The organism is Bacteroidota bacterium (assembly GCA_016713765.1).
GTDB lineage: Bacteria > Bacteroidota > Bacteroidia > AKYH767-A > 2013-40CM-41-45 > Pollutiaquabacter > Pollutiaquabacter aromativorans.
Genome location: JADJON010000001.1, coordinates 1,552,799 through 1,578,446, shown reverse-complemented (window position 1 = coordinate 1,578,446; position 25,648 = coordinate 1,552,799). Strand labels below are relative to the sequence as shown.

General features: G+C 53.9%; 12 protein-coding genes. 7 read left to right on the top strand and 5 right to left on the bottom strand.

Annotation, left to right across the window (positions count from 1 at the left end; all coding sequences use genetic code 11):
- Positions 1 to 61: 61 nt before the first annotated feature.
- Positions 62 to 2,749, bottom strand: a complete 2,688-nt coding sequence (locus IPJ96_06040; GenBank protein MBK7909911.1) for a T9SS type A sorting domain-containing protein — start codon at positions 2,747 to 2,749, stop codon at positions 62 to 64.
- A gap of 81 nt (positions 2,750 to 2,830) precedes the next feature.
- On the opposite strand from IPJ96_06040, the gene IPJ96_06035 reads away from it, so the two are divergent.
- The gene (locus IPJ96_06035; protein ID MBK7909910.1) at positions 2,831 to 3,448 is read left to right on the top strand and encodes a class I SAM-dependent methyltransferase; all 618 of its coding nucleotides are present in this window, start codon (positions 2,831 to 2,833) and stop codon (positions 3,446 to 3,448) included.
- A gap of 361 nt (positions 3,449 to 3,809) precedes the next feature.
- Here IPJ96_06035 and IPJ96_06030 read toward each other — a convergent pair whose 3' ends face one another.
- From IPJ96_06030 to IPJ96_06020, 3 genes are all read right to left on the bottom strand, one after another.
- Complete coding sequence (locus IPJ96_06030) at positions 3,810 to 5,345, bottom strand: T9SS type A sorting domain-containing protein (protein ID MBK7909909.1); 1,536 nt, start codon at positions 5,343 to 5,345, stop codon at positions 3,810 to 3,812.
- Complete coding sequence (locus tag IPJ96_06025; GenBank protein ID MBK7909908.1) at positions 5,342 to 12,925, bottom strand: T9SS type A sorting domain-containing protein; 7,584 nt, start codon at positions 12,923 to 12,925, stop codon at positions 5,342 to 5,344. The genes IPJ96_06030 and IPJ96_06025 overlap by 4 nt, the downstream gene beginning before the upstream one ends.
- A 77-nt stretch (positions 12,926 to 13,002) precedes the next feature.
- On the bottom strand, positions 13,003 to 13,506 hold the full coding sequence (locus tag IPJ96_06020; GenBank protein ID MBK7909907.1) for a helix-turn-helix transcriptional regulator: 504 nt from the start codon (positions 13,504 to 13,506) through the stop codon (positions 13,003 to 13,005).
- A gap of 649 nt (positions 13,507 to 14,155) precedes the next feature.
- Here IPJ96_06020 and IPJ96_06015 point away from each other — a divergent pair.
- The 4 genes from IPJ96_06015 (at position 14,156) to IPJ96_06000 (ending at position 18,403) form a co-directional block, all read left to right on the top strand.
- A complete protein-coding gene (locus IPJ96_06015) occupies positions 14,156 to 14,743 on the top strand; it encodes a diheme cytochrome c-553 (GenBank protein MBK7909906.1) in 588 nt (195 codons plus the stop codon).
- Between the two features lie 316 nt (positions 14,744 to 15,059).
- Complete coding sequence (locus tag IPJ96_06010) at positions 15,060 to 15,377, top strand: hypothetical protein (protein MBK7909905.1); 318 nt, start codon at positions 15,060 to 15,062, stop codon at positions 15,375 to 15,377.
- Positions 15,378 to 15,472: 95 nt separating this feature from the next.
- Positions 15,473 to 17,833 carry a TonB-dependent receptor gene (locus tag IPJ96_06005; GenBank protein MBK7909904.1) on the top strand — a complete coding sequence of 787 codons (2,361 nt, stop codon included), beginning with the start codon at positions 15,473 to 15,475 and terminating at the stop codon, positions 17,831 to 17,833.
- Between the two features lie 9 nt (positions 17,834 to 17,842).
- Positions 17,843 to 18,403, top strand: coding sequence for a hypothetical protein (locus IPJ96_06000; GenBank protein MBK7909903.1), 561 nt, complete (start codon positions 17,843 to 17,845; stop codon positions 18,401 to 18,403).
- Positions 18,404 to 19,734: 1,331 nt separating this feature from the next.
- On the opposite strand, the gene purL is transcribed toward IPJ96_06000, so the two are convergent.
- The gene (gene purL / locus IPJ96_05995) at positions 19,735 to 21,969 is read right to left on the bottom strand and encodes a phosphoribosylformylglycinamidine synthase subunit PurL (protein ID MBK7909902.1); all 2,235 of its coding nucleotides are present in this window, start codon (positions 21,967 to 21,969) and stop codon (positions 19,735 to 19,737) included.
- 359 nt (positions 21,970 to 22,328) lie between these two features.
- Here purL and IPJ96_05990 point away from each other — a divergent pair, with 359 nt between their 5' ends.
- Together IPJ96_05990 and IPJ96_05985 are read left to right on the top strand one after the other, a co-directional pair.
- Entirely contained in the window at positions 22,329 to 23,618 is a 1,290-nt protein-coding gene (locus IPJ96_05990) for a hypothetical protein (protein ID MBK7909901.1), read from the top strand.
- 110 nt (positions 23,619 to 23,728) lie between these two features.
- Positions 23,729 to 25,645: an amino acid permease gene (locus IPJ96_05985; GenBank protein MBK7909900.1), complete on the top strand. Its 1,917-nt coding sequence runs from the start codon at positions 23,729 to 23,731 to the stop codon at positions 25,643 to 25,645.
- Positions 25,646 to 25,648 lie beyond the last annotated feature (3 nt).

The following is a 25,648-nucleotide window of genomic DNA, read 5'->3' as shown; positions in this document are numbered from 1 at the left end:
TTGAGTTATGGTAAATGAAAAGAGCGGCCGCACTATTGCGGCCGCTCTTTTTTTATGGCATTCAACCTACGATGAACGATCGAACGCCGACCCGGTCGCCCGTACGCACTTGGATATAATACTTGCCCGGAGCAAGACCGAGGTTGAATTCATGGATCGTTTCGTTCAACTCTTCCTGCCATACCTGTCGGCCCTGGATGTCGGTGATGATCACCTTGGCAGCAGGTTGTAGGAGCGATTCGGTCAACCGGAGTGTAAAGCGGCCGTTGTTAAGTGAAGGGTAAACGCCAAAATCGATTGCAGTGGCAGGAAGGCCGGAAGAACCTGTCACCAATCCCAGATCGCTCCCCCAGATACCGCGGCCGAAGGTGCAGACGTACACCTTGTTCAGGACTTCGTTGAATTCGATGTCGGATACGATCACGTTGGGAAGGCCGAGGCTCTGGTCGTTCCAGGTAACCGATCCACTGTCGAGGGTCCAGACACCTACGTCGGAGGCGATCATGAGCTGTCCGCTGCGCGGAACGTACTTCACGCAGTTCACCGGCAGGTTGGGCAGGTTGAACGAAACGTTCTGCCAGCTCTGACCGCCGTTGGTACTGCGGTAAACTTTTTGTCCGGCCGCAAAACCCGCGAGCGAGATCGCGATGTCGCCGGCATTCGCAGGATGGATGTCGACCGAGGTGTAATACAAGCTATCGGGTAAGCCGGCGGTAATGTTGGTCCAACTGCCGCCCTGATTGGTGGTGCGGAACACATCGCCGTTGACGCCAAACTCGTAGCGCACACGCCGGGCCGCGACCAGTACATCCGGATCGTTCGGCGCAACGGCCAGGGCACAGATCTCCGTTTGCGCCACACCGTTCGGCGGAAAGCTGCTGATCGGATTCCAGTTGAAACCGTTATCGTCGGACCGGTTGACGTTGTAATAGCCCGTATAGAACACTCCGGGGTTATTGTAGTCCGCGACAAAAGGCGTGGTCCATTCACCGTCTTCGTTGTTCGGGTTGGTGTTGACGAAGTTGGCTGAGAATCCGCCGTCCAGTGATTCATAGAAATTACCGAACTGGCTGGAACCGATCAAGCGGAAATCGTCGGCCGGATCGAGGTAATTGTCCATGCCATCGCCACCGAAGACGGAGTACCATTGTCCGCCGTCGTAATAGGAAGTCGAATTATCCTGCGCACCGGCGATGAGACGACCGGTGGCATTCCTCGAACTGGAGATGCGATAGAACGAAGTCGTCGCCATGCCGTCGCTGAGGTTGGTCCAGAGCGTGGGCCAGGGAATTCCGTTGATGGCATCGTCCCAGGAGTGGATGATCATATCGGCCGTACGATACAGACCGCCGTCGTTGCAGACGAAGATGTTTCCCGTCAGCGGCTGGCGTGCGAAGAAGTGCTGATCGGCGTGCACGGAAGGGCCATATTCCAGTGTCCAGTATGCCAGGGGATCAAAATTCCGCGCGGCATCGGAGGAGCCCCAAATGTTGACGCCGCCAACATAAACCACATCAGGATCGGTAGCGTTGACGAGCAAGGCGAGGTCGTAGGTGCCTTGCCCGCCGGGATTGGTGCCGTCGCCTCCGCTCAGTACGTTCACTCCCGGGTTGCGGTATTGCCAGTTGGTTCCGCCGTCGTTGGTGACGTAAAATCCATACAAGCCGCTCTGGGTATCAACCGTCACTGCGTAGATCCGTTGCGGGTCGGAGGGCGCGATGGCCAGTTTGACGCGCTGTATATCGCCGCGTGGCGGCATACCGGTATTGAGCAGGGTCCAGTTGCGACCGAAGTCGGTTGATTTGTAAACGCCTGCCGAACCGGTATTGCTATTCTGCACCCAGCCGGTGGCAGCATAGAGTACATCCGGGGCACCGGGGTCCTGCTGCAAATCCCAAAAGAGCGAGTCGGATACCTGCGTCCAGTTCGCTCCGGCATCGTCGCTGGTGTACATCCCACTGGCGCCGCAGGCGACGAGCTGGTTGCTGTCGGAGGGACGCACCAGCACCTTGCGGATGAGGGACGCGTCGCGCTGTGTCTGGTCGAAGCCGAGGCCGGTCGGCGCCCAGGTTTGTCCGCCGTCGGTGGATTTATAGACGCCGAGTCCATAGTGCGTATTGCGCTTGCGGCCGTTGAGGTCGAGTCCGAAGCCGATGTACGCGTAGTCGCCGACCGAGATGTAAAGCACATCCGTGTTGTTAGGATCGATGGCGATATCGGAGATGCGCAGGATGGGCAGTTCGTCGGTGAGGGGCGTCCAGGACTGACCGTTGTCGGTCGTCTTCCACACGCCACCCTGGGCGACGCCGACGAAGTAGGTAGACGGATCGTTCGGGTGGAACGCGATGCAGTTGATCCGGCCGATACCGACTTCGAGGTAGCCCGTCAGGTTGTCGGGTACGGCGGCAGGACCGAGCGGATACCAGGAAGCGGCAGTGGTGCGGGCGTTGGCTTGCTGCCGGGCGGTGTGCACCCGCAGGTGTTCACGGGCCAGCAGCTCGGGCGCAACGGGTTCGCCGTGTCCGTCGGTATGCAGGAGCATCTCGGCTTCCCAGCGTTTGTAGTATTTCCAGTTCTTTTCCCGGTCGAGGCGGTGCCAGGAAGACCAGTCATGGAACTGCCGTTGCATAGCAGAAAAGCTAAGCGGAGCGTTGGCGGGATTTACCAGGAAGGGCTGAGCCTGGGAAACGGGGAGGATCAGCAGCAGGAAGGCGGCCAGGACGGCCGTGCGCAGGAATAAGGTATTCATCGTGTTACAAAGATAGCGGGTTGCAACCTGCAACAGCCGGGGGGCGCTTCCTGTTTTGTCGGGCTGGTGTTATCTTTCGGGATGCAATACCCCGCCGATTTCTGGAATGAACGCTATGCCGGCGACGAGTTCGTCTATGGCCGGGAGCCGAATCGCTTCTTCGAGCAGGAAATGAAACGACTCAAACCGGGTAAGCTGCTCCTGCCTTGCGAAGGGGAAGGACGGAACGCGGTATGGGCGGCACGGCACGGTTGGGAAGTGTCAGCCTTTGATCAGAGCAGCGTGGGCAAACAAAAAGCCGAGTTGCTGGCCCGGGAATCCGGCGCGACGATCGACTTCCGCGTGTTGTCGATGCCCGACCTCCCCTATCCGGCAGGATCGTTCGATGTGTTGGCCTTGATCTATGCGCATTTCCCCGAGACGCAACGGCGCAGTTGGCACGAGCTGCTGGGGCGGCTGGTGAAGCCGGGCGGACTGGTGCTCGTGGAAGCGTTTTCAAAGAAGCAGTTGCAGTACCAGCAAAAATACCGTTCGGGAGGGCCGGGTGACGCGTCGCTCTTGTATTGGGGCGACGAAGTGCGAAATGATTTCCGGGAGTTCGAGACCATCCGCATCAGCGAATCGGAAGTAACATTACAGGAAGGCGTTCATCACGAAGGGCAAGCGCATGTGGTGCGCTTCGTGGGGCGGAAGGTTTAGGTTCGGTGGTTCGGTGGTTCATTGTGCATGGCACACGGACTACACGGACAAAGCGGATTTGCACGGATTCTTTACGTGTGTAATTCCTCTCACGGCTTGTTTTGCCAGCATTCTTCGTAGGTCTAAGTTACACGGAGTCGCACTGAGGACACACAGAGTCCCACAGAGTTCGATCTCTGTGGGACGCTGTGTGTCCTCCGGGTTACTCTGTGCTACTAATCCTATGCCTACCGAAAGTGGTCACAAATTGATGGCACGCGGATCCCGCGGATGTTGCGGATTTGCACGGACTTTTCCGTGAGCATCCGTTTTGTCCGTGTAGTCCGTGTGCAAAAAACCACGAAGCACACAGGCAACAACCTCACTCCACCACCACCCGTCCACTCACCCGTTCCTTCTCCGTTTCCAGGACTACGATGTACAGCCCGGCGGCCGTGCCGGTGAGGTCCCATTGGCGGGTGTAGTAGGGCGGTTGGATGCTGAACTCCTCGCGGCGGAGGAGTTGGCCGGTGACCGAGTAGAGCGCGAGGCTGCCCTGCTTGCCTTTGAGCTGCTGCCCGTTCACAAACAACTGCCGCCAGCCGGTATGGAAGAACAGCTTCAACTGCGCAGGCTCAAACACGGGCACCTGACTCACGCTCGTGATCAGTGTATCGCACACACTCCCCGCCAGCGGCCCCAGCTCGTAGTTGGGGTTGTTGGGCAGGCCGTGGTAAGAGCGATGACCACCCAGATAAAAACTATACGGCCGAAAATCGCACAGCGCCCTCAACTCATTGGGCTGGTGGATCACGCTCAGGTTCATGATCTCGGGGTAGTAGGTGGTGTCGCAGTAGAGGTAGAAGAATTCGCAATCTTCTTCAATGGTCATGTGCGACAGGTAAATCTGACTGTCAGGAGCCAGCTTAACAAATCCACATATGAAGGGCTCTGGAAAAACCTGAATAGTATCCATGGAGGCCTGAATATCCGGTGCCTCTAAATCAAATTGGATTAGACAGGAAATGGAATCGTTGTTGCCGTAGGGAATAGTGGTAAGATAAAGTTTTGTTTCATCCGGCGAAAACTCAGTACTCCAGTACAAGCAATTTACATTGATAGTACTTGTGTCATGCACTATTGTTTGATTTGAAATAACTCCTGTACAACGGTCGAAATCGTAAACATCAAGATTGTTGCCTGCTTCATGAACCGCCATCTTATTCCCACTGGGACTAAACTTAATTCTTAAATTGTTATTCTTTGAAGGCCTTCCGGTAAATTGGATCGGCTGTGGCTGAACTCCTGCCGCAGTTACTAAATACAAGTAAAACTCATCCGTAAAGACATTGGGCTCATACCTCTTGTGAATTACCCACCAGTCTCTACCATTTCCATGCTTAACTGCAGCTAGACCATCATTAACCGGGAAGTTCTGCAATTGAACGTTTTTCTGAATTACCTTACCCAAGCCATTGTTGTAACCCAAGTCAATCAGCGACCAATAAAATCCGGGATTAGTTGTTGGTGTAACTCCTCCTGAAAATAAGTAAAACTGTTTCTCATTTCCCGGATTAGGTACGATTGCCATTTCCTGATAGTTTTGGTTCGAAACTATAGTGTCACCATCTTCCATCAACTGATGATCCTTATTGACAACGTATCCCAAGAAATTTACCGTAGTCATTGGCCAAAGGTTGGTGTTCGGAGATCCAGCATAAAAAAGCAGACCACCTAAACTATCGCAAATGCTCACGCATGTACCTCGGGATCGCAGGATAGATTCACCAGAGACAGGGTTCGATAAGTTGGAAAAATCAATTGCCGCACTATCTCCAAAAGCCCAGAACCGGTCGGTGAATTGACTTTGGGCGTGGTTCCATACAAGGATGCAGACGAGTATGATGCGGAGTTTCATCGGATAAGTAGGATGCGTTCAAAGTGTCGTAGATTGTGGCTATGCACTTGCACTAAGTAAATTCCATTTGGCAGGTTATCTAGGTCAAGCTGATCGGCAGTCACACCCGTTAAGATACGGCCATTATACACCTCTTCTCCGATGGATGAATAAATACTGATAGCATACCCTTCGTCATTAAGTATGGATGAGGTGCAGTAGAGTTGACCGGTTGTAGGGTTAGGCCATAGTCTGAAAGGCATATCTTGAGCATTGTTACTGCTACTTCTAAAACCGATTGGCATATCTTCCAGATCCAAACGTAGTATCGCTCGAGCCCTATAAACTGCCTCGCCACCAATTACCGGGTTCTGGTAAGCGATAGCAAGCAGCTCCTGCCGTTGAACAGAGGTATATGCAATGGAATCGCCAGAGGATTCAATAACAACCTGGTTTACCTTGACGCTGTTGGATTCATGGAGATTTGCAGGAACCAGTCCCAGGTTGAGGATGGCAGCCTGCGCAAGTTCATTGTTTATCAACAAGTCTTCAATTTCTTTTAGGTATCCTTGATTTGATAGTGCATAGACATTAAAGAAATTCTGTAGTTCAACATCGTATGTGCTGCCCTGATACAGCAATTGAAGGCTGTCCTTCAATATACCATAGGCAACTTTTCGGTCAAAAAGCTTCTTTTCAAAAAGATGCTCTGTGTATGCACTGTCATTTATCAGCCTAAGTATTGAAATTTGAGGATCAAGGATAGAAGGAAGTTGAGCGCAGTCGTTATTCGTATTCCCATTGTTGAAGTTTACTACAAGTGTACTATATGGGCTTGGATTATAGCTTGCGTTTTGACTGAGATCAAAATACCAATCCACTGTAAACCCAGGGGGATCCAATTCCCCAGCAATTCTCAGTCTCACATTATCGTAATTGACCCACTGGTTATCGGTAGCGTTAGTGGGCCCTCCTTGCGGATCAATCTGCGCCAGATCGAAGTTGAAGCCTACATTTCCACCGTTGAAGTAGTTGCAGTTATAGTACCCGCCGGCTGATTCGCGGCGTACGAGTACTCCCTGAGGAGCTTTTATGAGGTAGTTGTCGTGGATGTGGGCGGCGGTGGTCAGGTCGCTGGTGATGCCCCGGAAAAATTCCGGTTGCCCGATCACGTCGCTGCAGGTCTGGCAATCCCGCAAGACGGTGTTGTAGCTGATGTCAAGGTTGTTGCATGCCTGAGCCTGCAGGCCGTTTCGATAGCCATAGCCCAGGTCGATCCAGGCATCCGGAACGGCGTAGCTTACCTGGTTGGATGCCACCACCCCGCCATTTTGGTTCATGACACGAATGCCCGTAGCGCAATGGGCGATCTCATTTTCCACCAGGTAGAGCGAACTGAGCGATTGTACGGAGTTGTTCACCAGAATACCCACGCCGCCTTCCGTTGCCGGATTAAAGGGCGCGGATATATCGTTGACCTGGTTCTTCCTTATCTGAAGCATCGCCTGGTGGTTGTTCTGCAATTGGATGCCGTATCCCGGGTTTTTGCTTAAAGTTATGGTGTTTTCCCGTATGTCGATCGTGCGTTCATCACAGCGAAAGACCGAGACGCCAATTCGATTGTTCTGGAAGGTATTTCCAAAAACATTCAGGTCGTAGTGGTTGGCGGCATATACCCCAACATGAAGATCGGAAAAGCTATTGGAAGCGGCATTTCCAACTGAGAGGTTGTATGGCAGGGGGAGGGATCCGGTGGGATACCCGGTGGCATAGACCCCAAATTTGGCGGTTGGATTAACATCCCGCCCGAACACATTGTTCTGCACCGAAAGGTGCGACCGTACAGCATAAACTCCTCGAATGGCGTCGTAGAAATGATTAGCCGATTTCCCCAATCCGCCGACTTGTACATTTTCGGCATCATGCAGGTAAATGTGATGGGCTGCCCACTCCAGGTTGGAAGCGGGCTTTATGTAACGAGTACACAGGAAGTGGTTGCCATAAAAGGATGCATTCTGGAACGATCCGTCAAACAACTCAACGGCTGTCTTGTTGGCATCAAAGTAATTGCCCAGCACCTCTACCAGGGCCGGTGCACCCCATGAGCGTATGGCAGCCAGTCCGTCTTCGATAAAGGAATCACTGACTTTGAGTCGAGCGGTCGGAGGCACCTCAATGCTTTGCCACATGGGCCCGCAGGAGTACAAGTGGGAGGTAAGGATATCCAGGCGCACACCCGGGTTGATGTGAATGACTGCATTGGGCCCAAGTATGATGTGTTCGCAATTGTTAAAGACAAAATCAACATCAATCGTCAAAGTCCCATTGATCAAGATCTTGTTCGCCGTCGATACCGAACTGCCCCATCCCGCCGTAGCGGCAAAAGAGGAGATGGTGGTATTGGCCAGGGAGAAATCCGTGCCGGGGACAAAATCCGAAGGCACGCAGCAGTCGGCGCCGAGGTTGGGTATGACTTGGACGGTGGTGGTGGCGGAGGCGGTAGCCGTGCCATTATTGCCAGTAACTACAACAGTATAAACGGTAGTGGAAGATGGTGAAACTGTTATGGAAGATAAGGTACTCAAGGTTGTGCCATTTGCTGACCAAACATAGGAATATGGAGCCGTTAGATTGATATTTGACGGGGACAAAGTGGTACTTTCTCCATCGCAGATCAAGCTGGCATTCAGGGTCATAAACGCACAATTCTCCACATGTATTATCAAGTCGCTATAGTAAGTGCAACCACCGACGCCAAGGCTACAGGGCTGAATCTGATGTCCAAAGGAAACCGTATAATCCTGATTCGGCAAGACAGATGAAGGGTCAAAGTATATTCCTTGCACACCAACTTGAGTGGGATCAATTGTGCCGTTATTTATAGTAGTTAAATCAAACAGACCGTCCGTATTGCATAACTGAATTGTGGACAAGTCACAATTCGGGCTCGCATCAACAACTACCGCCTTTGAATTCAATACCTGCGGGGAGTTACAATAGCGCAATAACGAAGGTGTAACATTCATCGTAAAGGTGCCTAAGCAATAGTTTACAACAGGAATAGTAATTACAAGCACTTCGATTTCGCCAGGATTGAGCCCAAGTACGGTAGGAGTCGTGCCGTTGTCAACTATATTCAAGGTACTGCAATCCGATGAAATGGTTGCGGAGAGTGTCGGTACCGGATTCCCATCACCAGTAAAGCTAATTGAACTGACATCGACATTCAATAAATTCAACAAATCCGGATAAGATGCTGTCGCCAATAAGATACTCTCCAACCGATAGCTTCCCTGCAAGACACTAATTTGGATATCAAACTGCCCGGGTGAGCAACTTGGTATACTGATATTATCATCAACATCAATACTTACATTACTTCCAGTCCAAAAGAATTGCCAATCGACCGGTTCCATGAAACAGATAGTTGAAGGATCCACACTTCCGGCTATTGGCAGCGTGCTGCAATCCCATCCTACGATTGTTTGAATAATCTCGTTAAATCCAAACAAATTGTCATTGCACTGAGCAACAGCAACTCGAACAGTGCATTGTACATTCGAACCCGAAAGCATGGAAGGTAACTCAAACAGTATGCCCGGAGGCGAGCCTGGAGCAGTACCCCATGTTACAGCGTTTCCGGATATAAGCGATCCATTAACCTCCAGACTGATGCCTCCTTGCGACATCCAAAACAACGTAGGTATAAAGATAAAAGGATGCTCAACCACATATCTAATGTCATTAAGCCAAGGTTCATCACGATTAGTTAACGTGTAAACACCTATCAGCTCATCAGTTTCCAGATCACTATTCACAGGGCCTTGAATATTCAAATCAGGTCTTGAAAGTCGGAGGATTGGAATATTGGTATTTACTCCCTGTAGCTGAAGTGGAGTAGTTAGCGCGCAACTCATCAAGCTGGCATCTTCCTCAAGATCCACAATACTGAAATGCTGTGCTAAATTAAATTCATCAGGAAGGACATTGCAAGCATTTACCGTAAAAGGTTGACCAATCTCCCAGACTCCATTTTCATCGCCGCTAAGCAGGTGACTGGACTCTACAGAGCCCGGTGTGCAACCACTCGGCGGCAAGATACTGCCCTCTTCTACCTGCTGAATTAGACTGGCTAAGTCGTATTCAAACGTCGAGAGGGAGGAGGGAATGAAAGAGGGTGATATCATAGGAGCCTGATCATCATAATCTACCTGATGAAGGACAGAAGGGCTGCACAACTGGTCAAATGTTTCAATTCTTGACGTGAGACTTGCACGCTCAAAGGTTATATTCGCACCACCAGCAGCGTCAAACGGAGCCAGATCAAAGGTAAGGTTCGTGGGGAACGGAACCGGTCGAAACTCATTAGGAAATGAGTTTCTTAAATTTCCACCAATCCTCGAAACAATTCTGAAATCAAGAATCTTTACGCACCTCTTAGGAGCTGATGACCCACCTCGAACATCAACATCATGATAAGTGGTGCTCATGGTGGTGAACTTCCTGAAGAAATAGTGATAAGCTGACCTGGTTTCACATACATAGAGCCAGTTCTCGTCAACTGGATTAGGCGCACCGCCCCACTGATCGGAGGCAACTGAGCGATGCGCGCCGAAGTAAGCATTAAAAAGCCCCTGACTCCAAAGATCCACTCCGGTCAGATAAGCGCTTGCCTGAACCAAACTTTCAAACCTATTATCGTCCGGATCTGCGGATCCAGATTGCGGACCATTTCCTCGAACGCAAAACTCCAACGTTACATTAAATTGATCATTGTCCATGAACTCGTTAAATGTTCCCAAGCCAAGACCACTAAACTCCGCATCAATCTTACTAATTTGAAAATCGAAGGCAAGGAGGCCATTTAAGTTCCGCTGGTCAGAGAAAAAAGGTGAAATTGCAGGCGCTTGTGGCGGAATATGGGTAAACGTTCTGGAAACTCCCGAACGGGTCATAGTAAAGGTAATACTCCGAACCTCCAGGTCGAAGTTATTAGCTTCAGAAAAAGGAACCAAAAACTCGACATACAATCTATTCAAATTAACAGGTGGATTTGCCTGAGCCAATGACTGTATAGTGTATGTGGGTGAACTTGCAGGTGAGATACGGAAATTAATTGTGGAGCGTAGTATATCTCCTTGCATCGAACGGTTTACAGCAATGCCATTCGTATTGCCATTTGCAGGTATCAACCCAATATCTGCCCGGCCATCATTATTTGAGTCCAGCCAACCAAAGGTTGTCCGCTCCAAAATCTCACTATCACTTGTTATAATCGGTCCGGGTAACTCGCATCCCGGACAATGCAGTTGAACGAAGTTATTCTGCCGTTCAAGTGGTATGTCGCATTGTCCTGCGCCTTTTCTTAGAAAGAACTGGACATCATAACTCGGGTTGGCATTCATGCCGTTAGTGCCAATAGGTAGTGGCACCAAACAACTGCAGCATCCTTGCAAGAAAAAGTGAAACTGAACGACACTCAATATATCCAATAATTCAGTAACAGTTTGCGGGACTGGAGCGAGGTCGGAAAATCTAAAAAACAATTCATAATTAGATTCATTACCAGGGCAACCATTATTATAAACTACCTGCGACAAATCAAAATTCCAATTAACACCCATTGGTGTTGAGAAGAACACATCATTATGACTTGGCATTCCGCTTCCAATAAAAAGCCCCGCATCCATGAAGAACCTTACTACAATTCCCTGCGCAGCATATTGAAGGGTTCCCCAATTTGCAGATTCGTCAATTTCGTCGAGAAGAGACTGGGCTCCCCATAAATTGAAAGAGGGTATATAATTTGCCGCCTTGTTAAAATTCAGATTGTTTATTACAAATTCATAGTTTCCAGGTGAACTGCAACCCGTCCCTTGCGCCATATCCATGTCAGCATGAGCAGGGTAATAGGACTGTTCCAACTCGATATCAGGATTGCCATTCAATCCTGCGGTAGTTAGATGTTTATCATGTTCCAATCCAACGGTTTGAATAGTAAGTGGAGTCGATCCAATGCAATCATCACGATACTCTCTGTCTACAAACGACCACCGATTGAAAAAAACCGGATTGTCAAAGTAGAAATTCGGGAAAAGAGCATTGTTGCTGGGGCAGCATTCCGTTATGTCCAAAGTGAATTCGAAACGCTGGCCTGGTAGCATTTGTGGAACCTGAAACGTAATTTCGCGGATCGGGTCTGTAAGACTGTATACGCATTCGGGAAAAGGGGCAGTCACCGGAAAAAGTGCTGCAAGTGGTTGTTCGTTCACCAGAGTCGCATTGACCGGTGTCCCATCGTTAAAATTCTGATCAATTGCAATATCCGCTCTTTCAATGAAATAGGTTGAAGTAGGATATGGGTTGAACAATCTGAAACTGATATCCCGGGCAGCATCATCTCCGTCATTGGCAACAGCAAACCGCCATCTTGTCGTTCCTGCAACTGCAGGCTGAATATCCCAGAAGCAAGGATGACCAGTAGTAATGTTGTTTTGCGGATTGATTCTGCTTAGGACTAGTTGTGGCCTCCTGAGGCCATCAATAAAACTCACCTGGCCCGCTATAGCAGTGCATGCACCAGTAACGCACTGCGCCTGAAAACTATAATCTATTTGCGTATTATTTGGAAAATCAATTGGACAGCCTGCTGCGTCCGGGTCAATTTTGCCATAGCATACCGTAACCTGAATTTGCGACCCACCTTGGACATTCGCTTGTACTGAACAGGTAACTAAACTACAAGGGGTAAAGCCGGAGAATATACTTTGAATCGCAGCACCTTGCATGTCGAAATAATCAATTGTCACGCTCTGAATAAAATAGGTCGGACAATAAGGCTGCGTCTCAGTATATACAATATTCCCCTCAAATGTGGCTGAACCGGTATTTTGATAAACTAACACTCTGCTCACGCCACAATTTGGATTGTCAATAAAATCCATGAAATCAACTCGGATTGATCCGAGTCCACTTCCACCTCCCACTTCATCAAAATGGAATACAGCAGGTGTAAAAGTCGCGGTACCGTTAATTGTATAAGTCCCGGTGGTACTAAATAGATACTCGTAAACAGTTCCTCCGATATGTGACGAAAGCGTATTATTTTGATATATCCCGCTAAATGTCGCTGGGAATGACGCATTTGTTCCGCCATCAAGATATCCACAGGAAACATTCATGGTAAACTCGCCGGTATAAGTGCTCCCACTCGTTATCGGCGAAGTATTGCCAATCGGAAAAAGTGATGTCGGACCGCTAATAGTAGCGTTAGGAATACTCACCGAAGCCGACAGATCAACCCCTAAATGTGCACCGGATGGTATGGTTAATCCTGAATTATTCTCAATCGTAAACTGAAAAACATTTGAGCCGTTCATTTCACAAACCTGAAAAGCAGGAGGCTGCACGACATTTATCTTAATCGAGAGGGTGGCCTGTCCCCTGGATTCGAAACTTAAAAACGAGAAGAATATCAGAAGAAATCGCACGCAACTTCCGATTTTTAGTTTAAAACAAGCAATTGACAGTTCAACTATTTCTGTCTGCAAACTGACATGAGCTCTGCCAAAGCAAAATTTGTGGGAATAAAAATTTAACATGGTGATATATTTTCAACGAACATGAAGTAAAAAAGAAACAAAGTCAATAACCCCAAGGGGTTATGTTCATAACTTTTCTATTCCAAAAGATACCTGGCGACCCATTCGCGTAGCTGGGCGCTGCTTTTGATTCCCAGTTTTCTGAACAGGCTTTTCCGATGGACTTTAAAGGTATTTAGAGCAATGGCGCCCTCCTGGCAGATACTTCGGATACTTTTACCGTTCGCAATTGCTTTCAAAAGCCAATATTCCTTTTTGGTCAATTGGTTTACTCTTTCCATTGCGGCAGTTCGTTGCATGCACAGATTGCTTGCAGCGTCGAACCTATCCGATCCCGCATTTCGATTATCTCGTAATTGCACTTGATACCAATTGGTACCATCCCATAATGAAATTTGAAAACCCTTAAATCCTACATTTTCGCAGGCAATTTTACAGGCATTAGCCAATGTCCCGATGAGATCCGGTGATTCGCCCTTCCGCCGGTAATAGGACAGCAAGCTACTCTCTGACAATTCCAATGCAATGGAATAATCAAGTTGATTCTGCGTGAATTCGAACAAGGCCTTTTTCCAATACATAAAGCATTAATAAAATCTAAAAATTGCGAAAAAAAAACGATTTGGTCAATTAGAAATTTGATTAACACCTTATTCGAAGGGGTTAACGAATATTCCGAACTGGCAAAGAGTCAGAACAATCGGGCGTCTATTGACATGGAGGCTTGCGGTATCGTCAGCAATGAGACGTTCCACGACTTGGCTGCATGAAACACCAACGCTCCAGGCTAGCCCCGGGTGAGTTCGGCAAGCACTATCGTTTCTAAGCAGTCATACGCCGACATGACGAGCGAACACGGGACGGGTGGTGATACGGAGAGGAATGTTCCGCTCCTGATCAATTGAATTAAATCCCATGGCACGCAGCAGTCGGCGCCGAGGTTGGGGAGGACATGGACGGTGGTGGTGGCAGCTACTGTTCGATGGCACGCGGATCACGCGGATGTTGCGGATTTGCGCGGACAGTTATCCGCGGGATCCGCGTGCCATCACGAATAAGGCACTAACGGCGGTCACTCCACCACCACCCGTCCACTCATGTACAGTACACCAGAATATTTTCATCCCGCCGCTGATACGTTTCATCGGTTGATTCTGCCGGTTGAGCCTTTTGTCGTATGGGCGAGGTGAATGAAATATTTTACATTCGCCCGCAAACCAAATCCCCTTTATGACCTCCCACAAAACCCTGAGCCTGCTGGGCATCGCCGCCGCGCTGGCCGGCGCGATCGCCTGCTCCTCGCCTGCTCCCGAGGGCGACAAGAAAACCACGGAAACCGTCGACGAGAACGCCAAGGTGGAACGCGGACGCTACCTCGTCGGCATCATGGGCTGCGACGACTGCCACAGCCCCAAAGTGATGGGCCCGATGGGTCCCGAACCCGACACTTCGCGCCGCCTGTCGGGCCACCCGGCCGATATGCCGCTTGGCCCCTCCGATACGAACGTGTTCGCCAACGGCTGGGTGCTGATGTCCATGCAACTCACGACTACGCACGGCCCCTGGGGTAAGACCTACGCCGCGAACCTGACTTCCGACGAAACCGGTATCGGCAACTGGAGCTACGAGCAGTTCAAGAAGGCGATGACCGAAGGCAAATACAAAGGCATGGACAACACCCGACCGCTCATGCCACCGATGCCCTGGCCGAACTTCCGCAACCTGCACGAGGACGACCTGCAGGCGATCTTCGCCTTCCTGAAGTCGACCAAGCCGGTGAAGAACCGCGTGCCGGATTATGCGCCGCCGGGAAGCTGATTTTTTCGTTTAAACGTTGTAACGTGAAGGTTGAAAGTTGAAAGTTGAAGGTTGCAGGCTGATCGTTTGACTGGTAGTGGGGCGACTATTCTGGAGAGAAAACCGCTGACTGGCGACGGGACGCGGCTCAATTTGCGAAACCGCCTGATTTTAAACGAAAGCCGAAAAACATTCAATTTCCAACTTTCATCTTTCAACTTCCTTCTTTCAACCTGCAACCTGCAACCTTCAACTTGCAACCAAATACAAACCGTTTCCTACTCCAAATCCCCTTCATACTTTACTAACCGCCGCTTTGTATCTTTGCAACCTTCCCATGAAGCGCTTCGGTCGGTCGGTTCTGAGTGTTTTTTTCCTGCTGGTATTCCTGTACCCGCTAGCGGAGAAGACCCTGCATGAGCTTTCGCATGCCGGCGATGTTCATTGTAACACGGTTTCCCAGTATCACTTACACGAGGAGGAACATCACTGCGAAGTCTGTGATTTCACGCTGACGGGCACCGCCGAGTTTTCCGCGATTCCGTTGCAGTGCCTGTGTGTGGTCGCGTCCACGATCGGCATTCCTCCGCTGACGACTTCGGTCCTCGTTGAACCACCGTACTTTTTCCAGCTTCGGGCGCCTCCCCTGGCCTGATCGCTTTTCCGCCTGCGGCGGATCCTTCCCTTCTTCTTTCATCACCACCGATGCGTTCACTTCATAGCGAACGTGCATCGCCTTAACCTGCAATCGTGAAACGACTGCACCTTTTGCTCATTGGCAGTTTTCTGCTGATGCGCCCCGCGTTCCTGTTCGCGCAAGCCTGTACCGGCTCGCTCTCGGGCAGCGTGCTCGACGACCACGACCGCACGCGGCTGGAATATGCCGCGATCTATATCAAAGAGACCGGGCAAAGCGCCCTCTCCGACAGCAGCGGCCGTTATCGCATCGACGGGCTGTGCGACGGCTCCTATACGGTACGGGTCACACACGTGGGCTGCGACGACCTGCTGCAGGTCGTGCGCGTGGCGGGCGCTACGCGGGTCGACTTCCACCCGGAGCACCATACCGAAGAGCTGCGCGCGGTGCGGATCTCCTCGACGCGCATCGCGGATCGTCCGACCCAGGCCGCCAACAGCCTCAGCGAACAGGAGCTCGACCGCAGCCGCGGCCTCTCGCTGGGCGAGTCGCTGAAGAGCATCAGCGGGGTGACGAGCCTGAACACCGGCAACTCGATCGCCAAGCCGGTGATCCACGGCCTGCACAGCAACCGCGTGCTGGTGCTGAACAACGGCGTTCGCCAGGAGAGCCAGCAGTGGGGCAGCGAACACGCGCCGGAAGTGGACCCGTTCGTCGCCAGCGAGCTGAGTGTGGTGAAAGGCGCGGCCGGGGTACGCTACGGCCCCGACGCCATTGCCGGGGTGGTGATCGCGCAACCGAAACCGCTGCGCGACACACCCGGACTGGAAGGCGAACTCAGCCTCGTAGGCGCGAGCAACGGCCGCAGCGGCACCGTGTCCGGAAGGATCGAAGGCAACCACGCCTTCCTGCCGGCGCTCTCGTGGCGCGCGCAGGGTACGCTGAAGAAAGCCGGCAATGTGGAAGCGCCGGATTACTTTCTGAAAAACACCGGTCTAGAAGAAGCCGATTTCTCCGGCGCGCTCGGATGGAAGAAAGAACGCTATGGCGCCGAAGTCTTCTACTCGCAGTTCAACACGACGCTGGGGATCTTCTCCGCTTCGCACATCGGCAACCTGACCGACCTGCAACGGGCGTTCGACAGCGAGCGACCGCTCGAATCGGCGGGTTTTACGTACACGATCGGTCGTCCGTACCAGCGCATCGAACACGAGTTGTTCAAAGTCGGCGCCTGGTGGCTGACGGGTAACGCGGGCAAGCTGAGTGTGACCGGCGCACGGCAGTACAACCTCCGCTACGAATTCGACAAGCACCTGCCGTTGAACGATTCGCTCGCGGGATTGAACCTGCCGCAACTGCAATTCGAGATCACCTCGCATACGGCGGACGTGGTGTGGGAACACCATCGTTTCCACGGCTTCACCGGCAGCATCGGGTTCAGCAGGCTGTGGCAGGCCAACACCACGGAAGGCCGCCTCTTCATTCCCAACTTCGAGAACGCGCGCAACGGCGCTTTCTGGATCGAACGCTACAAGCAACCGAAGGTCGAACTGGAATTCGGCGTACGCTACGACGCGCAACAGCTCAGCGCCTACCGCTGGGTGTACGCGAACGGCGGTTATACGCTGACGAATCCGGAACGCACTTTTGGCAACGTATCGGGCACTATCGGGGCGATCTGGAAACCCGACAGCAGCTTCACGCTCAGCTTCAACGCGGGCACGGCCTGGCGCGCGCCATCGGTGGCGGAGTTGTACGCCTCCGGCCTGCATCACGGCGCCGCGGCGATCGAGTACGGCGATCCCGGACTGCTGACGGAAAAGGCGCTGAACACGATCCTCTCCGCGCGCTATCAACGCGACGAACGCCTGCAGGCGGAAGTGTCGGTGTACTACAACCCGATCCGCGACTTCATCTACCTGCGGCCCGAGTTACCACCGACGCTGACGATCCAGGGCGCGTTCCCCACCTTCCGCTACCGGCAGACCGACGCGCTGCTGAAAGGCCTGGACGCGCAGGTACGGTATCGTCCGCTGCGGCGCTTGCAGCTCAGCGGAAAAGCGTCCCTGCTGCGGGCGCGCAACCTGAACGCCGCGGAATGGCTGGTGATGATGCCTGCCGACCGCGCGGAACTGGAAGTGAGTTTCCTTCCGTCGGCTCGTCCGCGGTTCCGCGACAATAGTGTGAGCATCGCCGCGCAGTATGTAGCGCGACAAACACGGGTACCCGATAACAGCGACTTCGTTGCGCCGCCGGCGGATTACCTGTTGTTGCGATTCGAAGCTTCCACCACCCTGAACCTGAATCGCCAGAAGATCGTCGTAGGACTCGGCCTGAGTAACCTGCTCGACACCGTCTACCGCGATTACCTCGACCGGTTCCGGTATTACACCGATGCCATGGGACGCAACATCGTCCTGCGGCTACGCATCCCGCTCGCGTTGACAAAAGCGGAAACACCAACCACCGAATAATCCAACTCCATGAAACTCCATCAACTCCTGACCATAGGTGCCTTCTCCTTACTCGCATTACAATCCTGCAAGAAGGACGAAAACGAAGTTTCCTCACCCGCCCCTCCTGCCAACGAATCGGAAGTCATCACGACGCTGCGCATCACCTTCACCGATTCGGCGAACACGGCCGATGTACGCACCGCCGAGTTCCGCGATCCCGACGGTCCGGGCGGTGTGGCCTACGACCGCTTCGACACCATCCGGCTCGACAGCAACTGTACCTACTTCGCAACGATTCTCCTGCTCAACGAAACGGCCTCACCGGTCGACACGATCTCCAACGAAGTGCTCGAAGAAGCCGACGACCACCTCTTCTGTTTCACGCCATCGGGCAGCAGCGCGTCGGTTACCGTCACCGACCGTGATGGCAACAACCTCCCGATCGGACTGCAATCGACCTGGATCACCACCAGCGCCGGTTCCGGCACCATGAACGTTACCCTACACCACCAACCCGGCATCAAGAACGGCGACTGCGCATTGGGCGAAACGGATGTGGAGGTTTTGTTTGTGGTGGAGATTGAGTGAGAGGGACGAGGGGCGTGGGGCGAGGGGCGAGGGACGAGGGACGAGGGACGAGACCGAGACCGAGGAGCGAGACGTTGGAACGTTGGAACGTTTGAACGTTGTAACGTTTGAACGTTTGAACTTACGGCCTTGATCGACTGTGCTGGCGATGCCGGGTCGGTCGGGCTTGCCTTGATGGAGCTGTGTTACGCCCCTCCGGGGCTGGGGGATTTTGGTATTTGGACTAGCAAGCGTGTTGGGCCCCTCCGGGGCTGGGGTGAGGATCGCATTCCAACGTTGGAACGTTGTAACGTTTGAACGTTTGAACTTACGGCCTTGATCGACTGTGCTGGCGATGCCGGGTCAGTCGGGCGTGCCTTGATGTAGCTGTGTTACGCCCCTCCGGGGCTGGGGGATATTGGTGATTGGATTAGCAAGCGTGTTGGGCCCCTCCGGGGCTGGGGTGAGGATCGCATTCCAACGTTGGAACGTTGGAACGTTTGAACGTTGTAACGTTGTAACGTTGAAACGCTGTAACGTTTAAACGTTGTAACGCTTGAACGTTTGAACGTTAATCCGTTCAACCTTCAACTTTCAACATTCAACCAACGCGGAACACGGAACCCCACTACGCCCCTCCGGGGCTGGGGTGAGGATCGCATTCCAACGTTGGAACGTTGTAACGTTTGAACGTTGTAACGTTTGAACGTTTGAACTTACGGCCTTGATCGACTGTGCTGGCGATGCCGGGTCAGTCGGGCGTGCCTTGATGGAGCTGTGTTACGCCCCTCCGGGGCTGGGGGATTTTGGTGTTTGGACTAGCAAGCGTGTTGGGCCCCTCCGGGGCTGGGGTGAGGATCGCATTCCAACGTTGGAACGTTGTAACGTTTGAACGTTGTAACGTTTGAACGTTTGAACTTACGGCCTTGATCGACTGTGCTGGCGATGCCGGGTCAGTCGGGCGTGCCTTGATGGAGCTGTGTTACGCCCCTCCGGGGCTGGGGTGAGGATCGCATTCCAACGTTGGAACGTTGGAACGTTTGAACGTAGTAACGTTTAAACGTTGTAACGCTTGAACGTTTGAACGTTAATCCGTTCAACCTTCAACTTTCAACATTCAACCAACGCGGAACACGGAACTCGGAACACGGAACCCCACTACGCCCCTCCGGGGCTGGAGTTAGGATCGCATTCCAACGTTGGAACGTTGGAACGTTGGAACGTTTAAACGTTGTAACGTTTGAACGTTAATCCGTTCAACCTTCAACTTTCAACTTTCAACTTTCAACCAACTCGGAACACGCCTGCCAGCCGTAGCTTTAGCGAAGGCTGGGAACCCGGAACCCTAAACCTCACTCGACATTCATCATCTTCTCAATAACCGTCTCATACTCCGCTTTCATCTCGCCGATGCTGCCCCAGGATTGTTCGTCGATGAGGACTTCGCCTTCGGTGACGGTGCCGAGGTTGGACCAGGTGACGTTGTTGACGGTGGAGAGGTAGTCGACGAAGGCGTCGATGTGTTGTTCGTTGACGCTGACGACCACGCGGCTCTGGGCTTCGCCGAAGAGGAAGGCGTCGGCGCGGCAGTCGAAATCGGTCTCGATGCTGAAGCCGAGGTTGTTGGGGAAACCCGATTCAGCCAGGGCGATGAAGAGGCCGCCGTCGGATACGTCGTGCGCCGAGGCTACGAGGCCTTTGCGGATGAGCTGCTTCACGACCTGTTGCACGGCATACTCGGTGTCGAGGTCGAAGTGCGGCGCGGGGGTGTTCTTGCGCTTGTGCCAGCTATACAGGTACTCGGAGCTGTTGATGTCGTTCACCGATTCGCCGATGAGGAAGATGCTGTCGCCCGCGCGCTTGAAGTCGAGCGTCATGCGGTGCGACTTGCTCTGCAACACGCCGAGCATGCCGATCGTCGGCGTCGGGAAGACCGGTCCTTCGTCGGAGCTCTGGTTGTAGAAGCTCACGTTCCCGCCGGTGACGGGTGTCTGGAACTTCCGGCAGGCCTTGCCCATGCCCTTGATGGCGTTGACGAACTGCCAGTACACTTCCTTGTTGTACGGATTGCCGAAGTTGAGGCAGTTGGTGATGGCGGAAGGTTCTCCGCCGGAGCAGACGATGTTGCGCGCGGCTTCGGCCACGGCGATGGCGCAGCCCTGTTCGGGGTCGGCGTGCACGTAGCGGCTATTGCAATCGACTGTAAGGGCGAGGGCTTTGTCGGAACGCTTGAGGTTGACGATCGCGGCGTCGGAAGGCGCGTTGGTGCTCATGTTCACCGTGCCGACCATCGAGTCGTACTGCCGGTACACCCAGCGGCGCGAGGCGATGTTGGGGTGGCGGAGCAGGAACTGTCCGACTTCGCGCAGGTCTTCCGGCTCTTCGATCTCGTCGATGCGGAAGCGCTTGTTCTCGTAAAAATAACTCGGCACCGAATACTCGCGGTGATAGACCGGAGCGCCGCCACCCAGCACGAGTGAATCGGCGGGGACGTCGGCGACCATTTCGCCGTCCATGAAGAACTTGAGCTGCGTGCCGGAGGTCACTTCTCCGATCTGCACGCAGTTGAGGTCCCACTTGTCAAAGATCTTGCGCACCTCGGGTTCCCGGCCGCGCTTGACGACGATGAGCATCCGCTCCTGGGATTCGCTGAGGAGAATCTCCCAGGCCTGCATGTGCTTCTGCCGGGTCGGTACCTTGTCGAGGTGGATGACCATGCCGTGCTTACCCTTGGCCGACATCTCGCTGGTTGAGCAGATGATGCCCGCCGCGCCCATGTCCTGCATGCCGACCACCGCGCCGGAGGCGATCACCTCGAGGCTGGCTTCGAGCAGCAGTTTTTCGGTGAACGGATCACCGACCTGTACAGACGGCAGGTCTTCGGCGGAATCTTCGTGCAGGTCGCCCGAAGCGAAGGTGGCGCCGTGGATACCGTCCTTGCCCGTGGCGGAACCGACGATGTACACCGGGTTGCCGACGCCGTAGGAAGTAGCGGAGATCGTCTTGCCGACTTCCACGATGCCCGCCGACATGGCATTCACGAGCGGGTTGATGTTGTAGCAGTCGTCGAAGAAGAGTTCACCGCCGACCGTCGGTACGCCGAAGGCGTTGCCGTAGTCGCCGATGCCTTTCACGACGCCGCGCAGCAGCCAGCGGGTCTTGTCGAGCGACAGGTTACCGAAGCGCAAGCTGTTGAGCTGCGCCACCGGGCGGGCGCCCATGGTAAAGATGTCGCGGTTGATGCCGCCCACACCCGTTGCTGCGCCCTGGTAGGGTTCAATGGCGGAAGGATGGTTATGCGATTCGATCTTGAAGGCGCAGGCGAGTCCGTCGCCGATGGCAACCAGACCGGCATTCTCCGCACCGGCCTGTACGAGCATATGCGGTCCGTCTTTCGGCAGCGTCTTGAGCCAGACGATGGAGTTCTTGTAGGAGCAGTGTTCGCTCCACATCACCGAATAGATACTGAGTTCGGTGAAGTTGGGCGTACGGCCCAGGTATTCCTTGATCTTATCGAATTCCTCCGGAAGCAGGCCCAGTTCTTTGGCCGTTTCCACAGTCACTGCCTGCTCGAGTGTTTCGGACATGGGTGGGGTGGTTTGGAGGCAAAGGTAGCAACTAGGTTTTAGGTTCCGGGTTGGTTGAAAGTTGAAAGTTGAAGGTTGAAGGTTGAAAGTTAAAAGCGGCCTGCCTGCTGCTTGGGGCGACTAATCCTTTGAATACGAAAGTCCTATTGACTCATCGGGGGAATTTTGCAAGCTTGATCCTGATACCCCTTTATTGCTCCGGTGAAATAATCCGACTCATTCCGCCACCCTCCTCTTTCTCCTCCCTCGTCCCTGCCTTCGCTAAAGCTCCGGCAGGCAAGCCTCCTCCCTTTTTCAAGTAACTCGGAACTCGGAACCCGGAACACTTTTGCCCACGTCATTTCCTAACTTTACCCACGATGCTAACCTACGCGCTTGTCCCGGGGTACGTGGCCCTGTTTGTCTGGCTGATCGGGAGGAGCGGGTTTTTCGCTGCGACGGGTGTATCGGTGCGTTGGTTCCAGGGGGTGTTTCTGTTGAAGGTGCTGGCGGGTTGCGTCCTGGGGTGGCTGTACACTTATCACTACACCGACCGGACGACCTCCGATACGTTCAAGTTCTTCGACGATAGCGGCATCCTGTTCTCGGCGCTGACCGAGCGGCCCTGGGATTTTTTCCGCATGTTCACCGGCATCGCCGGCAACGATCCGGAGCTACGGCATTATTACGAGTCGATGAACGCCTGGCTGAACAAGGACGTGCTGTTCAACGACAACAAGACCATCATCCGGCTGAATACGTTCTTCCGGTTTTTCTCGCTGGGGAATTACTACGTGCACGTGGTGTTCATCAATTTCCTCTCGCTGACCGGACTCACCGGACTCTACCGCAGCTTCACGTCCACCCTGCCCGGTCGCGGCCGTATCCTGTTCGTGACGACTTTCCTCCTGCCGTCGGTCGTGTTCTGGGGATCGGGATTGCTGAAGGACGGGCTCCTGCTCTTCGCCCTGGGAACGCTGGTGTATGTGTATCGCCAACTGATGCTGGGCGACCGACGCTGGTCGCGACTGGCGCTCTTCGGTATCAGTTTCCTGTTGTTGTTGTTCACGAAGTTCTATGTGATCGTCACCATCACGCCCGGACTGATCGCCTGGTGGATGAGCCGGGGGAAGTCGCTGGGCGGAGCTTTGCTGCGCTTCGGGGCGGTGTATGGAGTATTCTTTGTGTTGGCATTCAACCTGCACCGGATCGTTCCGGCGTATAAGCTGGCCGACATCATCTACTACAAACAACAGAACTTCTACGTGCTGGCGGAGATGACCAAAGCGAAGAGCGTGATCCGGGCGCCGGAGTTCTATGCGACGGGCTGGAGCCTGGCCGCGCACGCGCCGCTGGGTTTCCTGACGACTTTGTTGCGGCCGACAGTGTTCGACGCGCACGGGAATCTGCTGGTGATGGCTTCGGCGATCGAGAATGCGCTTCTGCTCGTGCTGATGCTGGTCTTGCTGGCAAGGCCGCGGCGGGTGGAACCGACGGCTTTGAGCTTCGTGCTATTCGCCGGGATCTACGTGCTGCTGCTCTACAGCCTCATCGGATTGATCACGCCGATCCTGGGAGCCATGGTGCGGTACAAGGTCGTGGGCATGCCGTTCCTGTTCTTCGTGCTGGTGGCATTTAGTTCTGTTTGGGGGCGGCGGGTTTCGAAGTGATTGCACGCGGATTCCGCGGACTTGGCGGATGAACGCGGATCGCTTTCTGCAAGCATCCGCAACGACTGCAATAAAACCTATATTTGAAAGAACAAGTCCACACGACTTTTATGGATCTATTTCGAAAAAAATCTGTCGGGAATATTTTACGGGAAGCGGAAGCGGGGCCTGCCGGTGACGGGCATCAGTTGTCGAAGCACCTGGGTGTGCGCGACCTGACCGCGCTGGGCATCGCGGCCATCATCGGCGCCGGAATCTTCAGCACGATCGGGAACGCCAGCGCGAACGGCGGTCCGGGTGTGATCCTGCTGTTTCTCTTCACCGCCGTAGCCTGCGGCTTCGCGGCCTTCGCCTATGCCGAGTTCGCCTCGATCGTGCCCGTTTCCGGCTCCGCTTATACATACAGCTACGTCGCCTTCGGCGAGGTCGTCGCCTGGATCATCGGCTGGGCGCTGATCATGGAATACGCTATCGGGAACATCACCGTGGCGATCTCCTGGTCCGACTACTTCACCGGACTGCTGGCCGGCATGAACATCCATTTGCCCGAGTGGATGACAATGGACTACCTCACCGCCTCGAGAGGCTACCGGCAGGCCGAAGCCTTTCTGCATTCCGGAAAAAGCTTCGCGAACCTCGACGCGCCCCTGCAGGCTGCGCACAGCGCCTGGACGGGCGCTCCCACCCTGCTCGGTCTGCACCTCGTCGCCGACCTTCCCGCCCTGCTCATCATCGTGCTGATCACCTGGCTGGTGTACCGCGGCATCCGCGAGTCGAAGAACGCCGGCAATACGATGGTCGCGATCAAGCTCATCATCGTGTTGCTCGTGATCGCCGTGGGCGTCTTCTACGTGAACAGCGACAACTGGAATCCCTTTCTCCCCAACGGCATCGGCGGGGTGTTGAAAGGCGTGTCGGCTGTGTTCTTCGCGTACATCGGTTTCGACGCCATCAGCACCACGGCGGAAGAATGCAAGAACCCGCAGCGCGACCTGCCCAGGGGCATGATGTGGTCCATCATCCTCTGCACGATCCTCTACGTGGCGATCGCGCTGGTGCTCACCGGCATGGTCCCGTACCACGAACTGGCCGTGGGCGACCCGCTGGCCTTCGTGTTCCAGAAGCTGAACCTGCACTGGCTCTCGGGCATCATCGCCGTGAGCGCGATCGTGGCCATGGCGAGCGTGCTGCTCGTGTTCCAGCTCGGACAGCCGCGCATCTGGATGAGCATGAGCCGCGACGGTTTGTTGCCCAAGAAATTCTCGACCATCCACCCGAAATTCCGTACGCCTTCGTTTGCCACCATCGTCACCGGCTTCGTGGTGGCCGTGCCGGCCCTGTTCATGAACCTCACCATGGTGACCGACCTGTGCAGCATCGGCACCCTGTTCGCCTTCGTGCTGGTGTGTGCCGGGGTGTTGCGGCTCGAGTTATTGCCCGACAAACCCAAAGGCTCCTTCCGCACCCCGTATGTGAACGCGCAGTACGCCTTCCCCGGCCTGTTGCTGCTCGGGCTGGTGGTGTCGTTCACGGTTTACAAGGATGAAGCGTTCCGTTTCCTGCGCAACGACGCGCAACTGGTCCCGGCAAACGAGTTCGTAGCCGGGCTGAGCAAGGACGAAGCCACGGAAGTAGGCGCTTACGTTGCCCGCACCGACAGCGCGAATCTCAGCGCCGCGGGCGGCGACCTGGACGCGTACGTCTCCGGTCTCGACGAAGCCGCGTACGGCGCCCTGCTCGCGCAGGCACCGCTGCCACAGCAGAAGAAGCAGGTCGAAGGCTGGGAGGTGTTCAAGCACAAGATCCCGAGCTGGATCTTCCTGATCAGTTGCCTGGCGCTGGCGGTGCTGGCCTTCCGTCATCGCTTTTCGCTGATCCCTTTGCTGGGACTCGTCTGTTGCCTGTACATGATGAGCGAGTTGGGCCTGTCGAACTGGATCGGCTTCGGGATCTGGCTGCTGGCGGGATTGGTCATTTATTTCGGGTTCAGTTACCGGAACAGCCGGCTGAACCGCGTCAACGCGTAAACC